At 29.5% G+C, this 19,216-nt stretch carries 16 protein-coding genes; 4 read left to right on the top strand and 12 right to left on the bottom strand.

Features of this window, described 5'->3' with window-relative positions; translation table 11 throughout:
* Window positions 1-30: 30 nt before the first annotated feature.
* Entirely contained in the window at window positions 31-3,045 is a 3,015-nt protein-coding gene (locus OIU83_RS11760; RefSeq protein WP_264206450.1) for a tetratricopeptide repeat protein, read from the bottom strand.
* A gap of 356 nt (window positions 3,046-3,401) precedes the next feature.
* Between OIU83_RS11760 and OIU83_RS11755 the strand changes: the two genes are divergently transcribed.
* Genes OIU83_RS11755 through OIU83_RS11745 form a run of 3 tightly spaced genes read left to right on the top strand, consistent with a single transcriptional unit; the run spans window position 3,402 to window position 5,907 of the window.
* Window positions 3,402-4,085, top strand: coding sequence for a cell division ATP-binding protein FtsE (locus tag OIU83_RS11755; RefSeq protein WP_264206449.1), 684 nt, complete (start codon window positions 3,402-3,404; stop codon window positions 4,083-4,085).
* Window positions 4,085-4,969, top strand: coding sequence for a glycosyltransferase family 2 protein (locus tag OIU83_RS11750; protein WP_264206448.1), 885 nt, complete (start codon window positions 4,085-4,087; stop codon window positions 4,967-4,969). The genes OIU83_RS11755 and OIU83_RS11750 overlap by 1 nt, the downstream gene beginning before the upstream one ends.
* A gap of 2 nt (window positions 4,970-4,971) precedes the next feature.
* The gene (locus OIU83_RS11745) at window positions 4,972-5,907 is read left to right on the top strand and encodes a glycosyltransferase family 2 protein (RefSeq protein WP_264206447.1); all 936 of its coding nucleotides are present in this window, start codon (window positions 4,972-4,974) and stop codon (window positions 5,905-5,907) included.
* Here OIU83_RS11745 and OIU83_RS11740 read toward each other — a convergent pair.
* Window positions 5,894-6,292, bottom strand: a complete 399-nt coding sequence (locus OIU83_RS11740) for a sugar 3,4-ketoisomerase (protein WP_264206446.1) — start codon at window positions 6,290-6,292, stop codon at window positions 5,894-5,896. The two genes, OIU83_RS11745 and OIU83_RS11740, sit on opposite strands and share 14 nt — an antisense overlap.
* 4 nt (window positions 6,293-6,296) lie before the next feature.
* Window positions 6,297-7,400, bottom strand: coding sequence for a glycosyltransferase (locus OIU83_RS11735; protein ID WP_264206445.1), 1,104 nt, complete (start codon window positions 7,398-7,400; stop codon window positions 6,297-6,299).
* Window positions 7,401-7,506: 106 nt separating this feature from the next.
* On the opposite strand from OIU83_RS11735, the gene OIU83_RS11730 reads away from it, so the two are divergent.
* The gene (locus OIU83_RS11730; RefSeq protein WP_264206444.1) at window positions 7,507-8,646 is read left to right on the top strand and encodes a glycosyltransferase; all 1,140 of its coding nucleotides are present in this window, start codon (window positions 7,507-7,509) and stop codon (window positions 8,644-8,646) included.
* 58 nt (window positions 8,647-8,704) lie between these two features.
* On the opposite strand, the gene OIU83_RS11725 is transcribed toward OIU83_RS11730, so the two are convergent.
* From OIU83_RS11725 to OIU83_RS11685, 9 genes are all read right to left on the bottom strand, one after another.
* Window positions 8,705-10,165, bottom strand: a complete 1,461-nt coding sequence (locus tag OIU83_RS11725) for a lipopolysaccharide biosynthesis protein (protein ID WP_264206443.1) — start codon at window positions 10,163-10,165, stop codon at window positions 8,705-8,707.
* Between the two features lie 101 nt (window positions 10,166-10,266).
* The gene (locus OIU83_RS11720; RefSeq protein ID WP_264206442.1) at window positions 10,267-11,580 is read right to left on the bottom strand and encodes a CDP-glycerol glycerophosphotransferase family protein; all 1,314 of its coding nucleotides are present in this window, start codon (window positions 11,578-11,580) and stop codon (window positions 10,267-10,269) included.
* A complete protein-coding gene (locus OIU83_RS11715) occupies window positions 11,568-12,587 on the bottom strand; it encodes a hypothetical protein (protein WP_264206441.1) in 1,020 nt (339 codons plus the stop codon). The genes OIU83_RS11720 and OIU83_RS11715 overlap by 13 nt, the downstream gene beginning before the upstream one ends.
* A 370-nt stretch (window positions 12,588-12,957) precedes the next feature.
* Window positions 12,958-14,736 carry a T9SS type A sorting domain-containing protein gene (locus OIU83_RS11710; RefSeq protein ID WP_264206440.1) on the bottom strand — a complete coding sequence of 593 codons (1,779 nt, stop codon included), beginning with the start codon at window positions 14,734-14,736 and terminating at the stop codon, window positions 12,958-12,960.
* Window positions 14,737-14,766: 30 nt separating this feature from the next.
* On the bottom strand, window positions 14,767-15,810 hold the full coding sequence (locus tag OIU83_RS11705) for a hypothetical protein (RefSeq protein ID WP_264206439.1): 1,044 nt from the start codon (window positions 15,808-15,810) through the stop codon (window positions 14,767-14,769).
* Window positions 15,811-16,367: 557 nt separating this feature from the next.
* The gene (locus OIU83_RS11700) at window positions 16,368-16,709 is read right to left on the bottom strand and encodes a hypothetical protein (protein WP_264206438.1); all 342 of its coding nucleotides are present in this window, start codon (window positions 16,707-16,709) and stop codon (window positions 16,368-16,370) included.
* Window positions 16,710-17,298: 589 nt separating this feature from the next.
* Window positions 17,299-17,829, bottom strand: coding sequence for a hypothetical protein (locus OIU83_RS11695; RefSeq protein ID WP_264206437.1), 531 nt, complete (start codon window positions 17,827-17,829; stop codon window positions 17,299-17,301).
* A 9-nt stretch (window positions 17,830-17,838) separates the two neighbouring features.
* Window positions 17,839-18,333: a hypothetical protein gene (locus OIU83_RS11690; protein ID WP_264206436.1), complete on the bottom strand. Its 495-nt coding sequence runs from the start codon at window positions 18,331-18,333 to the stop codon at window positions 17,839-17,841.
* A gap of 5 nt (window positions 18,334-18,338) precedes the next feature.
* Complete coding sequence (locus OIU83_RS11685; RefSeq protein WP_264206435.1) at window positions 18,339-19,013, bottom strand: hypothetical protein; 675 nt, start codon at window positions 19,011-19,013, stop codon at window positions 18,339-18,341.
* Window positions 19,014-19,216 lie beyond the last annotated feature (203 nt).

Below are 19,216 nucleotides of genomic sequence, written 5' to 3'. Positions count from 1 at the left end.
TTCTTTGTTCTATATTCTTTGTTCTATATTCTACTTTGTAATTGATGAATTGGTTTTTGACTCTTCTGTTTTAATAGCACTTAATTCTTTTTCAGCTTCAGAAACTACATCAGGATACGCTGTGAAATTCTGAATCACATTCTCCAGAATATAAGTTGCCTGATAGCTGTCTTTTAAACCATAGAAATTCTTAGCCATTAACACCAATCCTTTGGCTCCAAAATATTTAAATGACGAGTAATTTTTAGCTAGTTTTTGAACCGCTGCATTTGAAGCATCATACTTATTCTCTTTATTTTTAAAGTAAGCATCATAATACAATGATTCTGCTGCTAATTCCCCTTTGGATGTTGTTGCTAATTTTGCATAAGCAGTTTTAGCTTTATCCTCATCACCAGATTTAATTGCTGCTCTTGCTACAATAATTTGCGCATCACTTTTTACATTTTCATCTGTTTTAGGATTTTGCAATACTTTCTCTGCATATATAACCGAGTTACTATAATCGTTTTTATCATAATAACATTTCATCAAATTAGCTTGTGCAAATGTTTTATTTTGAGAAGAGTCACCTTCATTTTCTATACGAGATAAAACCGGAATTGCTTTATCGCAATCTTTAGCTTTTAAGAAAATCTGAGCCAAACGCATCAAAGACTGTTCGGTATACTCGCTTCTAGGCTGATCGATTACATATTGATAATTAGGAACCGATTTACTCTCTGAACCTTCAGTCGTATAGGCTTGCGCCAATTTAAAATTAGCTTCTAGCGCATGTATTCCTTTTGGAAATTTGCTCACATAATTACTAAGGCCTACAATAGCTTGTTTGTTATTATTTTGCTCATATTGTTTTATTGCGCCTTCGAAAGTATCATTATCTAAATCGGCATCTGTAACAGCAATAAAATCTAGCGTACGTACCCAAGTAGCATATTCATCTACTTTACCATTATCTACATAAATTAATCTCGCTGTAGAAACCGCCTCAAGAGCTTCTGGAGTTCTAGGGAAATCGGCAGCTACTTTTTTAAATTTCACCAAAGCCAATTGATCTCTATCAGAGTTATAATAAATTAATCCCTCACGCAAAATAGATTTTGCTGTGAAAGCTCCATTTTTGAATTCCGTAACCAATTGATCATAGGTTTTAATTGCCTGTTCTATTTTTCTCTCTGTAGCATAAGTATTTGCTAACTCAAACAAAGCATCGTCACGATATTCTGATTTTTTATACATCTGAAGAAATCCATTAAGCTCTTCTATTTTTTTATCATTTTTATTCATAAAACCATAACAAATAGCTTTTTGAAAATAAGCATAATCAGCATCAACACCTTTAAAAGCCATAACTTTAGTATATGCTTCCATTGCCGAAGTATACTTAGATGTTACAAATCGACAATCGGCTAATCTTAAATAAGAATCGTGTAATCTTGAAGCATCATCTTTCGAATTATCGATTTGCGCCTGAAATGAGCTTGCTGCATTATCATATTCTTTTAATTTAAAATGCGTGTATGCAATATTATAATTCACGTTTTTATACTCAGGAGTTGTTTTGGCAGCAGCCATACCTGCAAATTGCTTGTAACTGATTAATGCATTTTTAAAATCTTCATTAAGATATTCCGTTTCTCCTTTCCAGAAAGTGGCACGAGCAGTAAATTCGGGACTTTTTTGTTCGTTAAGTGATTTCACAAACATCTTCGAAGCTTCCTGATAATTATTATCATTATACAATTCTAAACCTCTGTAAAAAAGTACTTTTTGGTAAGCTAATCTATTTTCTGGAGATTTATTTTTTTCCAATAAACTTAGTGCTTCACTGTAGTTTTTAGAAGAAATATAAGAGTCTATCAATAGTTTTTCTACTTCAGATTTACTTGAATTATTCGGATATTTTTTCAAAAAATCAAGCAAAACTGCTGGTACATTTTGATATGAATTCCCGATTTCGTAACTCAACTTAGCATAATTTAAACTTGCATCTTCCTGGATTGCTTTATCAAAATCCATTTCGGCTGCATTTTTGAATGCATTTAAAGCTTGTTGTTTTTTATCGGTATTTAAATAACTCTGACCTAAATGATAATAGGCATTTTGAGCTACAAAATCTTTTCCTTCAATGATTTTATTGAATTGCGAAATGGCGTTTTCATAATCCTTTTGCTGATAATAAGCATATCCCAATTGGTAGAAATCAGTATTATTCCACTTTCCTTTTTTACCTTTATATTGTACTAAAAATGGAATTGCTTTATCATACGCTTTTAAATTAAAGTAACTTTCACCAATAATCTTATTCAATTCCGATTTTTCGATTTCATTCGATTTAGGCATTGCTTTTTGTCCCAAATCGATTGCTTTTTGAAAATTCCCTAATTTAAAGTTCATATCAGCTTGATAATACGAAAGCTTCTCTTTGTATTTTTCTTCGCCCGAAACCTCATCAAAATATTTAGTAGCCTCTTTATAATCATCGCCTTCATAAGCCATAAATCCTAAATAATACTTGGCTTGAGAACCATATTCAGGAGAATTTACCACTTTATTAAAGTAAGTTGTTGCTTCTTTTTTCTTTTTAGAATTAAAGTAGCTGTATCCTTTTTGGAAGTTGAATTTATCCAAATCACTTTTACTCATATAGTTCTCATCTACACGGTCAAACCATTGCAATGCTTTTGGGTAATTGGCTTGATCGAAAAAATAATGAGCAACTTCTATATAAGCCTGATTCTGCTTTGTGCTAATTGGATAATCTTGCACAAAACGTTCCATTAACTCATCGGCATTTGGCTGATTTGTTCTTATGGCACAATTGGCGATGTAATAAGCACAATCGGCCTTTACTTCTTCTCTCGTCTCTTTTTCTTTTACTTTTTCAAAAATTATCTGAGCCGATGTATATTGTTTGTCATTATATAAGGAAAGTGCTTTGTCGAAATCCTTTAAATCGTAGGTATAAATAGCCGACTTTTGTGCCGAAACTTTAATCGATAAAAGAAGAACTAGTATAAAAAATAACCGTGAAAGTTTACGCATTGTGATTTTAATTTAATATTCAAATGTATCATTTTCTACTGGGTATAACGAAACCGTTTTGGTATTTATTATAAACAAAAAAATTATCAACTGATATTTAACAGCTTATTAAACCTCAAAATATTGGTTCTCAAACTTTCTTAAACAATTATTTACTTAACATTCAAATAACATCAAATTTAAATATTGTAGTTAATCAAGAGAAAGCATTAATTGACTTTTGCTAATATTTACTTAAATGACCATGATCATTTCTCTTTCCGTTATCCTTTTAAAGGTTTTCTCAGTAAATGATTCAATTTTATTTTGAATCCAAGCGTTAACTTATTACTTTTACCATTCAAATCAATTTTATCATGTCACAAACCGTACTGTCTCTTAAAGATGTAGCTATATATCAAGAAGGAAAAAATATTTTATCTCACGTAAATTTAGAAGTAAAACATGGTGAGTTTCTTTATATCATCGGAAAAACAGGTTCAGGAAAAAGTAGTTTCATGAAAACTTTATATGGTGATTTACCATTGACTGAAGGTGAAGGTCATATTGTTGACTTTGATTTGGCAACTTTAAAAGAGAGTGAAATTCCATATTTGAGACGCAAAATCGGAATTGTATTTCAAGATTTCAAATTGCTTCCGGACCGTTCTGTAAAAGACAATATGCTGTTTGTACTAAAAGCAACAGGATGGGTTGATAAAGAAGGAATGGAGCGTAAAATTGATGAAGTACTTGATAAAGTTGGCATGAAAGAGTTTACTCAAAAAATGCCTCACCAGCTTTCTGGTGGAGAACAACAACGTGTTGCAATTGCAAGAGCTTTACTAAATGACCCTGAGTTTATTCTTGCTGACGAGCCTACAGGAAACCTTGATCCACAAACCAGCTCGGAAGTTCTTGAGGTTTTAAGAAATATCAACGCACTTGGAAAAACTGTTATCATGGCAACGCATGATTATGCATTATTAATGAAATTCCCTTCGAAAACATTAAAATGTGAGGACGCTAGGATTTTTGAAGTTGTTCAAAGAACGGTGTAATGCTTTCTATTCTTATCCCGGTTTACAATTATAATGTTTCTCCTTTGGTTGAAGCACTACATAAACAATGCCTGGAATGTAAAATTGAATTCGAGATTATTTGCCAGGATGATGGATCAAATTCTAAATTAAATAAAGCTAATAATAAAATAAACTTACTAGAAAATTGTTTTTTTATCTCATTATCAGAAAATATTGGATTAAGTTCCAATAGAAATCTTCTAGCCTCTAAAGCCAAATATTCCAATTTACTCTATATAGATGGTGATTCAATAGTAATTAATAAAAGTTATATCCAAAATTATTTAGATAATATTAAGAACTCAGATATAATTCATGGAGGTCGTATTCACCCTATAATAGTAAGTTCTAACAAACAAAAATTACGTTGGAAATACGGGAAAATTATCGAAGACAAAACAGTTTCTCAGAGAAATTTAGCGATTTATAAGACATTATTATTCAATAATACTTTGATTAAAAAAGAACATTTTAATCAAATAAAATTTGATTCAAGCCTAACAAAATATGGGCATGAAGATACCTTATTTGCCTATGAAGTTAGTAAGTCTAATTTCAATGTAAAACATATTGATAACGCCATCGAGCATGGAGACATTGACGAAAGTAAAATTTTTATTTCGAAAGTAAAAAATAGCATAAACAATCTTATTTTATTAGATCAACAAAATAAAATAAATCCCAACTTTGTAAAAATATTAGGGTTTTATTATTCTTTAAAAAAGTATAAATTAGTTATTCCCGGAGGTTTATTTTTTAAAATTTTCAATAAACTACTCTTTAAACAATTATGTTCTCAAAACCCTTCTTTATTTTTATTTAACCTGTACAGAATCAGTTATATTTGTTCATTAAAAAAATAAAAATGCCATTTATTTCTGTTGTTATCCCTTTGTACAATAAATCAAATTACATTGAAAAAACTTTAAAAAGTGTTTTCGAACAGACCTTTACTGATTATGAAATTATTGTAGTCAATGATGGGTCAATAGATGATAGCGAAATCAAGGTTCTTAGCTTAAAAAACTCCCGAATAACTCTATACAATCAAAAAAATCAAGGTGTCTCAGTTGCCAGAAATTTAGGAATTGAAAAATCCAAAGGCGAACTAATTGCTTTCTTAGATGCAGATGATTATTGGTATCCAAATCATTTGGAAGAATTAAACAATTTATATCATAATTTTCCAGATTGCGGAATGTATTGCTCCCGCTATAAAATTAAAACAACCAAAAAACATTTTCAAATTCCTAATCATAATCAAATAGATAGCTCTTTTAAGGGAATTATAAAAGATTACTTTTCATCAAACATTCCTTTTAGAGTTACATGGACTTCTAGCTTAGCTATTCCAAAAGAAATTATCGAAAAATTTGGAGGATTTACACCTAGCATAACAAACGGTCAGGATTTAGAACTGTGGACGAAAATCGGAATTAAACATAGCATAGCAATTACAAATACAATTACAGCTATTTATAATTATGACATCCCAAATAGTCTTGCTAAAAATAGCGTAGGCTCTATGAACTTAATGAATTTTGAACAGTTTAAGATATCAGAACAACAAAACTCTTCTCTTAAATTTTTTTTGGATTTATACCGAATCGAATATGGTTTACGTTATTATATATTTGGTTATACGCCTAAAATGAACTTTTACTTAAAAGATGTTGACAAACAAAATATAAGTTTAAAAATCCGTTTTTTATTAAACCTACCTGCCTTTTCTTTGCGCTTCTTTCTTAAACTAAAAAACTCTTTGAAAAGGATTGGTATTAATTTTTCTATTTATCAATAGAATAACTTATAAATTCGTCAAAATCTCTAATATAATCATCTTCAATATAAACTTCTGAAGCAACTACCAAGCAAACAGACCCAGAAGAAAAATTTTGAAGTTCTCTCCAAATCCCGGAATTAATTAATAAACCTTCATAAGGCTTGTTTAATGTAATTACTTGTTCTTCGACTCCATCATTTAATGTTACATCAAAACTTCCGCTTAGCGCTACTAAAAATTGCTGCAAGTTTTTATGTGCATGCCCTCCTCTTTCTGCACCGCTAGGAACATCATATAGGTAATAAACTCTTTTAATCTCAAAAGGAATAGTATCATTCTCTATTACAGATATATTACCTCTTCGCTCCTCAATTTTTGGAATAGCTATAATTTGTACATTCATTTTACTAATATATATTAATTCCCATTAAATCCTGCCATTGCTTTCCTATTTTTTCGATTGAAAAACGTTCAATACTCCTTAATGAATTATTTTTACATTGATTATACAAAACAGTGTCTTCAACAAATAAATTCATTGCATCGATAAGCTTATCAAAATTTTGATTTTCAACCAAAAGACCGTTTTCATTATTTATAATAATTTCATTAGGACCTGAAACACAATTAAATGAAATAACTGGAGTTTCACACGCAAGTGCCTCTATTAAAGTCATTCCAAATCCTTCGTATTTGCTACACAACACCAAGAATAAAGCATTTTTAAAATATTTATAAGGGTTACTTTTAAATCCCAAAATATGAATTTTATCGGAAACCCCACTTTCAATCGCAACCTCTTTATAGGCATCACTGAGTTCCCCATCTCCCAGTAACACAAGCGAAATGTCATTTTGAGGTAAAATAGAGTTAGAATAAGCTATAATTAGCCTGTCAAATTGTTTTACATTATTAGAATCAAACCTTCCTGCAGCTATTATATAGGGCATCTTAATATCGATTTGATCATTAGCAATGGTTTTCATTTTATCCAAATCAATGGGATTATAAATCAAAACACTATTCTGAAGTTGAAATTTTTCCTCCACCAACATCTTAATTCCATTTGAAACACAAACGACACTATGCTTCCCCTTGCAAATTTGTCTCGTTAAAAACTTAGAATTAGGCAAATAGGTTTGTAACCATGAATTATGAACCGTATAAATTGTTTTTGAGTTATAAACAAACTTAGACAAAATATATTCCTGAAAAGGTTTTATACGATACCTGAAATCTATAATGTAATCAAATTGATTCTCTTTTATATATTTTTTAAAAAACAAAAACAGTTTTAGCTTCTCGAAAACTTTATTTTTACCAAGCTTCATCCTTCCGATGTTTACCAAAGTTCCTGAATAAGGATAGCCAATATCGTCAACAAAAACAATATTATGAATATCAATACCCTTTTGACCAAAATAAACGGATAAAGAAGACATTACTTTTTCTAACCCACCTTTATTTAAGCGATAGCCTACTAAAGCAATTTTGTGTTTTCTAGCTTGCATATTATTATTGAATCCCTAAATTTACAACGAAATTACAATATAAATCCTAAACAAAAACTTCTTTTAAAGAATCCAATCACACTAAACTTACAACTCTTTTAAAAATATGAAAATTTTACTCGTTGGCGAATACAGTCGTTTACATAATTCATTAAAAGAAGGATTGATTGAGCTTGGACATAATCCGAAAATTGTTTCTTACAGTAATGGCTTCAGAAATTATCCAACAGATTATTCGATTGATTATACAATTTGCCGATTAAAATTTGTTAATTACATTAGACAAGCTATTTATAAATTATCAAAATTTGATATAGCTAATTTAGAACATGGATTGAGATTTTATTTCTTATTAAGTAAATTTAAAGATTATGATGTTGTTCAGTTTATCAATGAACAACCAATAAAAACAACCAACAATTTTGAACTTTACTTGATAAAAAAGATTTTCGATAACAATAAAAAGGTATTTATTTTATCTTGTGGAGTAGATTACCTAACCTTAAACTATGATTTATCAAATAAAGATAAAAAATCTTTATTACAACCTTATTTACAGAATCCAAAACTCCATAAATATTATGAATACATCCACGAATATTTAAGTCCAAATTACAAAAAGATACATGATTTTGTTTTCAAAAATTGTACTGGGTTAATTGTCACCGATTTGGATTATATAGATGCTAACAAATCTAGCCCTAAATTTAAAAAACTAATTCCCTATCCAATAAATTGTGAGAAATTAACTTTCCAAGAACAAATTTTTAAAAATAAAATAATAATTTTTTTAGGAATAAACCAATACTCTTATTATCAAAAAGGGATTGATTATTTTGAAAAAGCCCTAACACAAATTGCAACTAAATATCAAGATAAGGTAGAGATAATTAGAACCCAAAATATTCCTTATGCGGAATATATAAATTTATATAATAAATCACATATTTTATTGGATCAAGCATTCACTTACGACCAAGGATATAATGCTCTAGAAGCCATGGCAAAAGGAAAAGTGGTTTTCACAGGAGCCGAAACCGAATTTATGGAATATTATAACTTAACCCAGAGGGTTTGTGTAAATGCCATCCCCGATGTAGATTATTTAGTTAATGAATTATCTTTTTTAATTGAAAATCCTCAAGAAATCATTGCGATTGGAAAAAGAGCAAGGACATTTATAGAAAAGGAGCATAATTTCATCAAAATTGCAGATGAGTATTTGAAAACTTGGAAAAATAATTAATTCTATTTTATAAATAATACTTCTTAGAGACAAAAAAATATTATTTATTTCTATGACCTCAATTCTTTACAATAATATCTTTTTTTAACTTCAAAAACAACTCCCAAACTTCTTTTAGTTCCTCTAATTTTAGCATCCAACAAATAACCAAATATGTTATCAGCCCTGTTACAAACCCTAAAAATAACTGAAGTATTAAATTATCAATAAAACAAAATATAACAAATACTGAAATTGCCATTCCTAATGCTGCTAAAAAGAATGACAACATATCCTTCAATTGATTCAAAGCTCCATAGCCATAAAACTTCCCTGGCAGATATGCATTTATGATAAATGATATTGCTGATGTAACAACATGACCAATTATAATCGCTTTTACTCCTAGCGGAATTGTTATTATGATTGCCAAGATAGTTAGAGGTAATTTGGATAAATCAACTTTTAAAAATAAATCTGAACGACCAACTGCATTTAACAAATTCATATTTATTGCACTCATTGGAAGAAAAATCCGTGCAAAAACCATCCATTGCAAAAGCGGAATCAGAGAAATCCATTTTTCAGTAAGTAGCAATATAACAATTGGTTTTGCCAATAAAGCAATTAGAGTCATAAGTGGAATAATCAAAAAAGCCGACATACGAATCATACGACTGTATATAGAAACTAATTTTTCTTTATCGTTTTGTACTGCAGCAAGCACAGGAAATGTGGCTTGCTGTATAATACTAACAATTGTTCCAGCTGATAGGTCTGCAAAACTCTTAGCTCTTGTATAATAACCCAATGAAGCTGTTGGATAAAACTTACCTAAACAAATATTATATACGTTATTTAATAGCTGAGCATATAAACCAGCTATTAAAATTTTTGAACTATAACCAAATAATGATTTAAAAGATTTTTTGGAAAAAGCAATCGAAGGAGTCCAATTACTTAAAAACCATAAAGACATAGACGAAAAAAAAGACCCAATAAGCATTTGGACAACTAACGACCATACTCCATATCCATTTATAGCAGCTATTACACCACCTAACCCACCGGTGATCATGCCCACTACATTACTTTTTGCTATGGATTTAAAATCAATCGCAATTGTTAATTTAGTTCGTTGAACTATTGCGAAGGCATTTAAAAATAAGCTTAAACCTAAAATCCGCACCAAATCTATTAATTGTGGCTGATTAAAAAAAGTTGATATATACGGTGCAGAGAAAAATAATAGTATATAAAAAAAGCTACATACTAGTAAATTAAATACAAATACAGTCGAAAAATCAATATTAGTTCTGTCTTGTCGTTGAATTAAGCCTACTCCTAAACCACTTTCTATAAAAGTCTGCGACAGGGCGATAAAAATGGCCAACATACCAATTAATCCAAAATCCTCTGGTAACAGAATCCGTGCAAGCACTATACTTACTAGGAATTGCCCTATTTGAACGGCAAATTTATCTACGGCAGACCAAATAATTCCTTTAGTAGCTATTGCTTTTAAAGAGATCTTGTCCATTTATTAAATGTTTAATTTATTTGTATTTAATTTGTTCAATCAAAATCATTATACTCTTTACTAATTATAAATAAAATCTTAAACTTAAAAAATAATCAAAATCATTTAAAGATTTGATTCTCTAAATACTCCAAAATATTTTGGGAGGCAGTCTGTTTGTTTTCTGTAATCAGATTATTTTGCACAAAATTATTACGCTGCTCTTTCATACAATCATTTTCATCCAGCACAACATTTTCAATGAAATCTATAACTTGCTCTTTGTTTCTAGATTGATAATGTGCTCCGATTGCTTTTTCTCCAAAAGCATTCCAATAGTCCATAACCGATTCATCTCTAATCATGAAAAGCGATGGTTTACCTGTAATAAGGTATTCTGCCATAAAAGAACCACTGTCATGAATAAGTGCATCTGAGGTTAAAAATAAATCGATGTAATAACCATCTCCAAACTGACCATTTTCAAGATTTATCCATTTATTGAAGTAACAATCGGTTTTTTCTTTGCCCCAATTTGGGTCGTTTTCTAATTTAACCCTTAGTAAAGGATGCGGATTGAATGCAATTTGCAATTTATCCTTATAATTAATGGCTAATTCTAAAAAGAAATCATAATACTCTAAAAAATTAGACACTTTGCTTAATTCGTTCATTAAATGATGGGGCGTCCATATAACTTTTTTTAAAATTGGATTTTTATTTTTCCAAACCTCCTTTGGCTTTTTATTAATTAAAAGTGGATCAAATACTGGATAACCTGTTACAATTCTATTAATCCCTTTATTTCTTTGCTCTTTGGATGCCATTTTTTGATGGATCTCTGTTTCCGAAAAAATTTTCCAAACTAGATTGTGAAAATCTAAATTATAGGTGAACTCATAATTAACAGTTGGGATACTATAAGGTACATAGCATGTTAAGGTGTTTGAAAATTGATTTATATAGTATCTGTAATCTTGTACCCCTTTATAAGGACTAGTGTAAAATACTATATCAGGTGAAAAGCTCTTTTTTATATCTAAATATTCTCCTGTTTCATTATCATAAGTCTTAACAACATCATATCCTTTATTTTTAAATGATTTAAACGATTTATCCATTTCAAAAAGCATATTTTCCACACCATAATTAACAATTGGACAAACAAATATTTCTGGTTCGAATCTTGGATGCTCCAACATTAAATTAAAAATCATATCATATTTCCATACTGATTCATGCGTCAAAAAGAAAGCGACTCTTATTTTTTCTTTTTTTCTAACAATTTCAAGTGCTTTTTGATGTTTTTTAGGTGCTTCTTTAATTAAATACAAATTATAGAGAGCCCTTAAATTAGTAAAATTATAAATCTTTATAAGTGAAATCCATATCTTTTCAGGTATATATCTCTTAATAATTAATTTTAATTTTGACATTTTTTATCAAATAAAATTTTCATCTGTGCTTTTAGTTCCTGAATATCTTTATTCAGTTGTTCATTCTCTTTATTTTGCTGAATTAAATACAGCGTTAATTCTTCTATCTTTTCCTGCTGTATTTTTACCATTTCTCCAAGTTCTAAACCTTTTTCTGTAATATCTTTAGCTGAAGGTACATTTGGCAAATGACCATTTACTGCAATATATTTTTCAACTTCTTTTAAATTAGGTAATTTATAATCTTCATTAAAAACATAATCTGCCCAAGTACTATAAACCTTTACTTCCTCTGCTCTTATTTTTCCTTTTACCGAAAGTCTATAGATATCTGCTCCATCGGTAAAGTTAGAAGTTCCAATACCAATATTAGAATCAGTTAAGATATTTCCTTCGATTTTAGAACTCTCTCTAACTACAAGCTTATGTTCAGGTAGATAATCTCCAAATCCACCAATTACAACTCTTGAGTTAGGTTTAGGAAAATGTGCAAAAACATTATCATTACCATCTTCGTAAATTTTCATTAATTCCTCTTGTCTTTTATTTAACACTACCATTTGAGTATATCCTCCAGTTTCAGCTGTCATTCTAAATCTAGTATGATTACTTCTATCATCAATCTGAAAAGAAAAAGCAGATTTAGTTAAATTTAATACATTTGATTGTGGAAAATCGTAAAAACATAATAATCTACCATTGTCTAATGGATCTCTTAAAGTCCCTAGATTTAAAACCCTACTAGATTTATTTCTATCCATCCAATCAGTATAGTTTGCTCCATCCGGCAAAACTTTAGAGAAATCTCCTATTTCTGCTTTTAAACTTCCCACAACTTCCAACTTAGCCGTTGGATTAGTTGTTCCAATCCCTACATTAGTATTAGAAGTTGGAGAGTTCGGAAAAATACTTCCGGCACCACCTGTCGAGGTACTTATTTGTGCATTAGTAATATTACTGTTTAATATAAATATTCCTGAAAATAAAAGAGTAAAGGATAGCTTCATTTATTGTGGTTTTTAATAGATTATTACTCTCAAAAGTATTAAATAAAATTAAAGAAACCGAAATGAATTTAAGAAAAACTTAACTACATTAAAATCCAAACGATATTGGTTTTCATTTATTTAAAAATTTCCAAAATATTAGTGTCAACCTTAAACAATGAAATCTATTTATCCGAAAAAATAAGGCCTATTAATATAGTTAAACCTTTAAATATCTCTATAGATAAATAAAAAAAGAGACTATCTCACAACTTGTAAAACAGCCTCTTTTCTGTTTTTTTTGAATTCATATCAGAAACTACATCTCAGATATTGCCCTCTCAAGAACTCTTTTTTTAAAGCTAGGAAGACTTGCTTTTTTATTAATTTTTTATTGTTTTAAAAACTTTATTGTTTCATTATAGTTATCGCCAACTAATTTTATAATATATAAACCTGAGGACAGATCTGGTAAATTAACCTCAACAACAGAATCTTTACTAACTCTAGTATAAACAAGTTTTCCTAAAATATTATAAATAGCAATGTTGATTTCTTTTTTATTTTCCTTCCCTAAATTAATTACGAAATTTCCGTTATTTGGGTTTGGATATAGCCTTGCACCGTCAATTTCACTCTTTTCTAGAGTAATTTCTTCTTTTTCAGAGTTAGAAACCATTTTACCAAAATTATTAGAACATCCTTCAATATAAACTTTAACATTAGAGCCTGAAACAGCATTAAACCCACTAGTTAAAACAATAGAATTTCCTGCATGATAAAATGCGTTCGCTCCATTACTTATTTTATTCAAAGCCGTAATGTTATTCGAAGCTTGTTTTCTATCCGTACCTGATACGACATTGGATGTAATGACTGAATTATTTAAACAAGGTGGTGTCAAAGCAGGAATTAATTGTGGTAACGTATAATTCCCAGACGGAATGGCATAGCCATTCAATGAAATGTGGTTTAAAATCAAAGAAGATCCTGAAAATGAATCCTGATTATCTATTTTATGGATATAACTATTTCTATTCAAATAAGATGAGGATGAACTTACAAGGATATTATTATTTTTATCTCTTTGGATATGATCAAAATTATTAGGAATTGAAGCCGAATTCGTAATATCGGAAAGATTTCTTGCTGGTATTGCACTATTCATTAAATCCTTAACATAAATATTTCCATGCACAAAATATACTTTTTGGGAATCCGAAGAAAAATCAAAATCAACACTAGCCCCAATAGCTGTTGAATTATCTTCTACTAATATGAAATTACTAAAAACTCCTGTTGTATTATTAAAATTAAGAGTAAAGAACTTACTACTTGAATAGGTTGTATTTGATCCTGAAATAGAAGTTTTATTAATAACCAATTCTCCCATTTTTAAATTATCAGGAGAAAATTTAATCACTGCTGATGAATATTTTTGAAATGTTCCTTCTGTTTGCGAATTAGTGTACGAAATATCATTTGTTATTATGCTCTTTACTGGAACTGGATTGAAACCATTAGCTGTTATTTTATAACTAAAAAACTCCGTTTGTCCTCCGCTAAAAGCACGTTGGCCAATAAGAAAATAGCCATCATTAGTACTGTTTTTTACACAAATTATAGGTCTGAATATATAATCGAATTGTATATAATTTCCCCCATCAGTTAAAATATTTTGATATCCTGTTGGAGCGCTTGATGGATTAATAATTTTCCCCAATGGGTATTGGACATCACCAAAATCAACAATATAATAACGATAAGAATACCCCGGATAAGTAGATGCTCCTATCATTACTTCATTACAAGTTGTAAAAACAAAAAACTGGTTTTTATTACCCGGATGAGGAACTATAACTACCGGCTGTGGTTGAATAAATCCTTGCAGCACACCTATACTATTATCAAAGCTTAATGGCATAATCATTACCTGATGGTTTTTATTCCAAATTTTAAGTCCATCTGTATAAAACAATAAATTTCCAGAATCATCACTAATCGACGCATTACCGTATTGTCCCGAATTTGCGACTGTCGTTACAGCGGGAGGATTAGTTCCGAAATTCAAATCTGATGTGCCTAATTGCCAATGATTATTAATCTCTTGTGCAACAATAGTATTTATTGCTAAAAAAGATAGCATAACATAAAAATATACTTTTTTCATAATTTAATTATTTAAATGATTAAACTATGACTATAGTTTTTTTTCTAATAGAGCTTTTACTTGAACTTTTAATTCTTCAATGTCCTGATTTTGTTTAATTAAATACAAAGTTAGCTCTTCGATTTTTTCTTGCTGTATTTTTACCATTTCCCCTAGCTCTAAACCTTTTTCTGTAACCTCTTTTGCCGAAGGTACATTCGGCAAATGACCATTTATAGCAATATAATTTTCAACCTCTTTTAAGTTTAGCAACTTATATTCTTTGTTAAAAACATAATCTGCCCAAGTACTATAAACTTTTATTTCTTCCGCTCTTATTTTTCCTTTTACAGACAGCTTGTAAGTATCAGCTCCATCGGTAAAGTTTGTAGTTCCGATTCCAACATTAGCCATAGATATTATATTACCTTCTATAAAAGCACTACCAGAACCATCTAAAAATGTTGCTCCACATTTACCACTTTTTACTATCAACTTATATTTTATATTTTCATCTGATGTCAAACTTTCATAACTTGAACCAATAATTAATTTAGTATTTGCTTGCGGAAGCGAAACATGACTAAAATTGCATCCATCAGAAGTATTCTCTTCTGCAACTTTAAATGCGTTTCTCTGCTTAGCATCATTTATCTCAAAACCTCCGTAGCCCCCTGTTTGGCCATAAACTCTGAATCTTTGATTATCAGATCTGTCATCAATAGAAAACCAAAACATCGATTTATTATTAATATTAGAGACTGGAAAATCAAGAAAATTCATCATTCTACTTGTAGCACTAACAAAACTACCAGCCGTAAAAGTATTACACTTCACATTTCTATCATTTGAATCAATAAAAGTTTGTCCATCAGGTAAACTATTAGTGAACACTCCTCTTTTTGCTTTGACCTCTCCATTCACTTCTAATGTAGCTGTTGGATTAGTTGTTCCAATTCCTACATTAGTATTGGAAGTTGGTGAGTTTGGCAAAACATTTCCTGCACCACCTGTCGAAGTGCTTATTTGTGCATTTGTAGTAATTGCTCCGAAAATAAATATTCCGAAAGATAATAATTGGGTAATTTTTTTCATTTTTAATATTTTTTTTAATAAATTAATTCTCTTAAAAGTATTAAAAAAGAAGAATAAAAAAATGTATTAATTAAGAAAAATACTAAATATTTTACTTTTTATTAACAGGATACTGGATGGTTTTAAAACATAAATACCTGCAAAAACATGGCAGTACCAAGAAATAATTTACACAGTAAAACAGAACGACTCTTCATAGTGTGCTACCATTATTATATAGAAACATATAGTAGAATAGGAAAACAAAAAAACCACTCATTACTGAGTGGCTCGCTTATTTTAATCGATTATTGTATTTATCATTCATCATTGCGGCTGCAAAATCGAGAGTCTCTACATAACACATTCGATAAATTTATTATTAAAAAAGAACTCTTAGAAAAGTAGTATATAAACAATAAAATCTCGCAAATCTGTGAGGTTTTATTGTTTTAAATGATTTGGTTTACGTCTTATCGTTACGGGTGCAAAGTCGGGAGACTATGCACAGCACACACAACAAATTTATTCTTTAATAAGATCATTTTGAAGAACTGGGGGAACAGCGAGTAAACTTCTTAATTTCCCCATAAACTTCTGTTATTTTCTAACATACTCTTCAATTTACCAGAGGGTTTAAAAAATACAGACTTCATACCTCCCAAGGTACTTTTATTTGGCTTTTCAATTTTTAATATTTTAACATTTATTATTTTTAACAAATAAATGATGAAATCTATGTATTCAGTATTGCCACTTTCAAACACACACTCATCATCAGAGATTACAATACCATTATTGATAAATGCACCTAATAAAAATGATATTTTTAAATTTTTCTCTTTAAATGCTTTTTTATTTAAATTAAAGAAAATAAAGCACGTATTCTTTATCATCCTTCTCATCAGAATAAAAATCATTAGAATGTCTTTTTTTTACAAAATATTTTTCGAAAGGGTTTTCATTCTCTAATTTATACAATTCTAAAAATTGACCTTCTCTTATTTCATATTTAAAATTAGTATCTAACGAATATTGTAAAAGTGTATCCTTAAAAACTTTAAGAATTCTTTCTTTATTATTTAAAAAGAAAGTTAGCCTATTTTTTAAAATTGGATGTGCTGGGATAAATGTATTCGCATTGTAATGATTAAACATTCCTAACAAAAAGGTTTCTTTTCCTCTTTAGTAAAATGTGTTAATTGAGAAAAAAATGAATTACACATTAAAAATACGAGTATAATGTACATATTATTTTTTATTTCCATATACTTAAAATTTGATAAATTCATTATTTAAAGAGAACTCATACAAGATCGGAGTATAAACAAGAAAACCTCGCAGATTTGCGAAGTTTTCTTGTTTATAGCGATTTCCTTTGTTGGCACTGATTACAAATCAGCGCTATCGTTGCGCATATCTGAGCAATTTGGGCTTTACATAACACATTCTATAAAATAATTATTCAAAAAGAACTCTTAGAAGAATAGTAATAACACTTATTAGTCGTTATTCGTTTAAAGCACTCTCAGATTCATCTAGTTTTGACTGAACCAATAATTTTAATATCTCCTCTTCAAAAAAGTGGCTTAAAAAATAAAAAGAGTTATCATTTATTTTAACCAAAAAACAAGATTGATCACTAATGTAATCCCTATCCTTTAAGGGATATGTATCAGGTAAAAAAGTGAGTTCTACCAATTTTACACTTCTTATTTTTTTCTTCATACACCAAAATTTTAAGATATAAAACGGATATGTTTCTACTATAAGATTTTCTTCATCAATATCAATTGTTTGAATTGTACTGTTTAGTAATTTCCCTCTTTTGTAAAAATTTAAAAAAGTGATAATGTTTATAACAATTAATCCAACTTCATAAATCCAAAATTTATCTAATGCTATGCTACTATTTGATATAAAAAAAACATAAGTGCATGGAAAAACAATAAAAATTAGTGTAGAAACACCATTAAAAAGGATTGAATTTTGTAACTTATTAACCAATCCAAAAAGTTTATAATTAGCAATATATTTCATTTCTGAATATTATTTAGTTTGGATTTTATCTGCTAAAGTTTGGATTAATGAATCCTCAAAGTCTTTATGCAATAAGTAATATTCGACATCCTTTATTACTATCAGATAACATTCTATAATCAATGCTTTTTTATTTTCTTTTAACGGAAATTCTTTAAGAGAAAACTTCAAGTCTCTATACCCTGTTGCCACACGTTTTCCAGTAAGAGGAATTAGCCCAAATAGCTTAAATCCGTAAGTTTTAAAAACGACCCCTAACTCATTTATTTCAATCTCTTTTATAGTTCTGTTAAATATAAAACTAGCTCGAATAAAAATGTAAAAAAAGAATAACGATATTAATGTCCATCCCGAAAGACCAAATATTTTATCACCTCTTTGGTCTGCCAATATAGCAAACCCAATAAAGAGGATTAGTAGAATTGTGAAAATACTATTTTTTGATTCCCTCCTTTGGCAATTTATGAACCAGAGATCAAGGTTCTTATTTGCTATATACTTCATAATTTTTATTTCTTTTTTGATTTATTATGTTTATATTCCTTTGCTGTATTTTTATAATCATAAATTGTATACCAGTTTCCCCCTATTATTCCAATATGATATAAATCCCGATATGCATTTGCATCCAAATAAGCACTACCATTTCCTCCTGTAATAACAAATAATCCTAAATCATTTGCAAAGCCCATTGATGACTGCATTCTTCCAACATCGGTAGCTTTTGTTCCATTCATCCCATCGATAATTTTTCCAGCTAAGGCTCCGGAATTACTTGGAATAATATCTCCAGCCAAATTTTCATTTGCCAAATACATTCCTAATCTAGCGCCGTTGGAACCAACTCTATACCAGCCATCAACAACTAGTGCAGTACTGAATCCAGCAGTAACACCTTCTCCCACACCACCAACACCAATTTCTATAATTCCCCCTAAAATCCCCATAGAGGCATTAATAGCCCCATACTGATTAAAATCATCTTCTTTAACATCCACAGTCTTAGGTTTTACAATAGATCCATTTTGAGCAACACCATTCGCCGCATCTTTAGAATTATTATAACCAAAATCTGTTGTTATGGTTGCGCTAAAACTAATGCCAGCATTATTTGATACAGCGTTCCAACCTCCGGTTCTAGTATACTCAGCATATGCAGCTCCAAAATGTGCAACTCCTGCCACAATTAATGGAACTCCAATAGCAGCACCTCCTGGTATAAAGGATACAATAGTTCCAGCTACTATTGCTACAGCGGTTTCAAAACATCAACTCTTATATTTTTTTAAAAAAGATATAATTTCAGTAATTGATACTGCCAATAATAATAAAATTATACGCCAAAAATTGATATTTAAAGAGACAAATAACAAACAAAAAGTTATTT

Origin of the sequence: Flavobacterium shii, from assembly GCF_025847235.1 — a bacterium.
In the GTDB taxonomy this organism is placed as follows: domain Bacteria; phylum Bacteroidota; class Bacteroidia; order Flavobacteriales; family Flavobacteriaceae; genus Flavobacterium; species Flavobacterium shii.
The sequence above is the reverse complement of the archived record's forward strand: the minus strand, read 5'-3'. Positions and strand labels throughout refer to the sequence as shown.

Bases quoted from the DNA above. Each gene is read 5' to 3' on its own strand.
- OIU83_RS11690 (WP_264206436.1), bottom strand. From the start codon at position 18,333: ATGAAGTATATAGCAAATAAGAACCTTGATCTCTGGTTCATAAATTGC.
- OIU83_RS11725 (WP_264206443.1), bottom strand. From the start codon at position 10,165: ATGGACAAGATCTCTTTAAAAGCAATAGCTACTAAAGGAATTATTTGG.
- OIU83_RS11715 (WP_264206441.1), bottom strand. From the start codon at position 12,587: ATGAAGCTATCCTTTACTCTTTTATTTTCAGGAATATTTATATTAAAC.
- OIU83_RS11755 (WP_264206449.1), top strand. From the start codon at position 3,402: ATGTCACAAACCGTACTGTCTCTTAAAGATGTAGCTATATATCAAGAA.
- OIU83_RS11735 (WP_264206445.1), bottom strand. From the start codon at position 7,400: ATGCAAGCTAGAAAACACAAAATTGCTTTAGTAGGCTATCGCTTAAAT.
- OIU83_RS11745 (WP_264206447.1), top strand. From the start codon at position 4,972: ATGCCATTTATTTCTGTTGTTATCCCTTTGTACAATAAATCAAATTAC.
- OIU83_RS11720 (WP_264206442.1), bottom strand. From the start codon at position 11,580: ATGTCAAAATTAAAATTAATTATTAAGAGATATATACCTGAAAAGATA.
- OIU83_RS11695 (WP_264206437.1), bottom strand. From the start codon at position 17,829: ATGAAATATATTGCTAATTATAAACTTTTTGGATTGGTTAATAAGTTA.
- OIU83_RS11710 (WP_264206440.1), bottom strand. From the start codon at position 14,736: ATGAAAAAAGTATATTTTTATGTTATGCTATCTTTTTTAGCAATAAAT.
- OIU83_RS11760 (WP_264206450.1), bottom strand. From the start codon at position 3,045: ATGCGTAAACTTTCACGGTTATTTTTTATACTAGTTCTTCTTTTATCG.
- OIU83_RS11700 (WP_264206438.1), bottom strand. From the start codon at position 16,709: ATGATTTTTATTCTGATGAGAAGGATGATAAAGAATACGTGCTTTATT.
- OIU83_RS11730 (WP_264206444.1), top strand. From the start codon at position 7,507: ATGAAAATTTTACTCGTTGGCGAATACAGTCGTTTACATAATTCATTA.
- OIU83_RS11705 (WP_264206439.1), bottom strand. From the start codon at position 15,810: ATGAAAAAAATTACCCAATTATTATCTTTCGGAATATTTATTTTCGGA.
- OIU83_RS11740 (WP_264206446.1), bottom strand. From the start codon at position 6,292: ATGAATGTACAAATTATAGCTATTCCAAAAATTGAGGAGCGAAGAGGT.
- OIU83_RS11750 (WP_264206448.1), top strand. From the start codon at position 4,085: ATGCTTTCTATTCTTATCCCGGTTTACAATTATAATGTTTCTCCTTTG.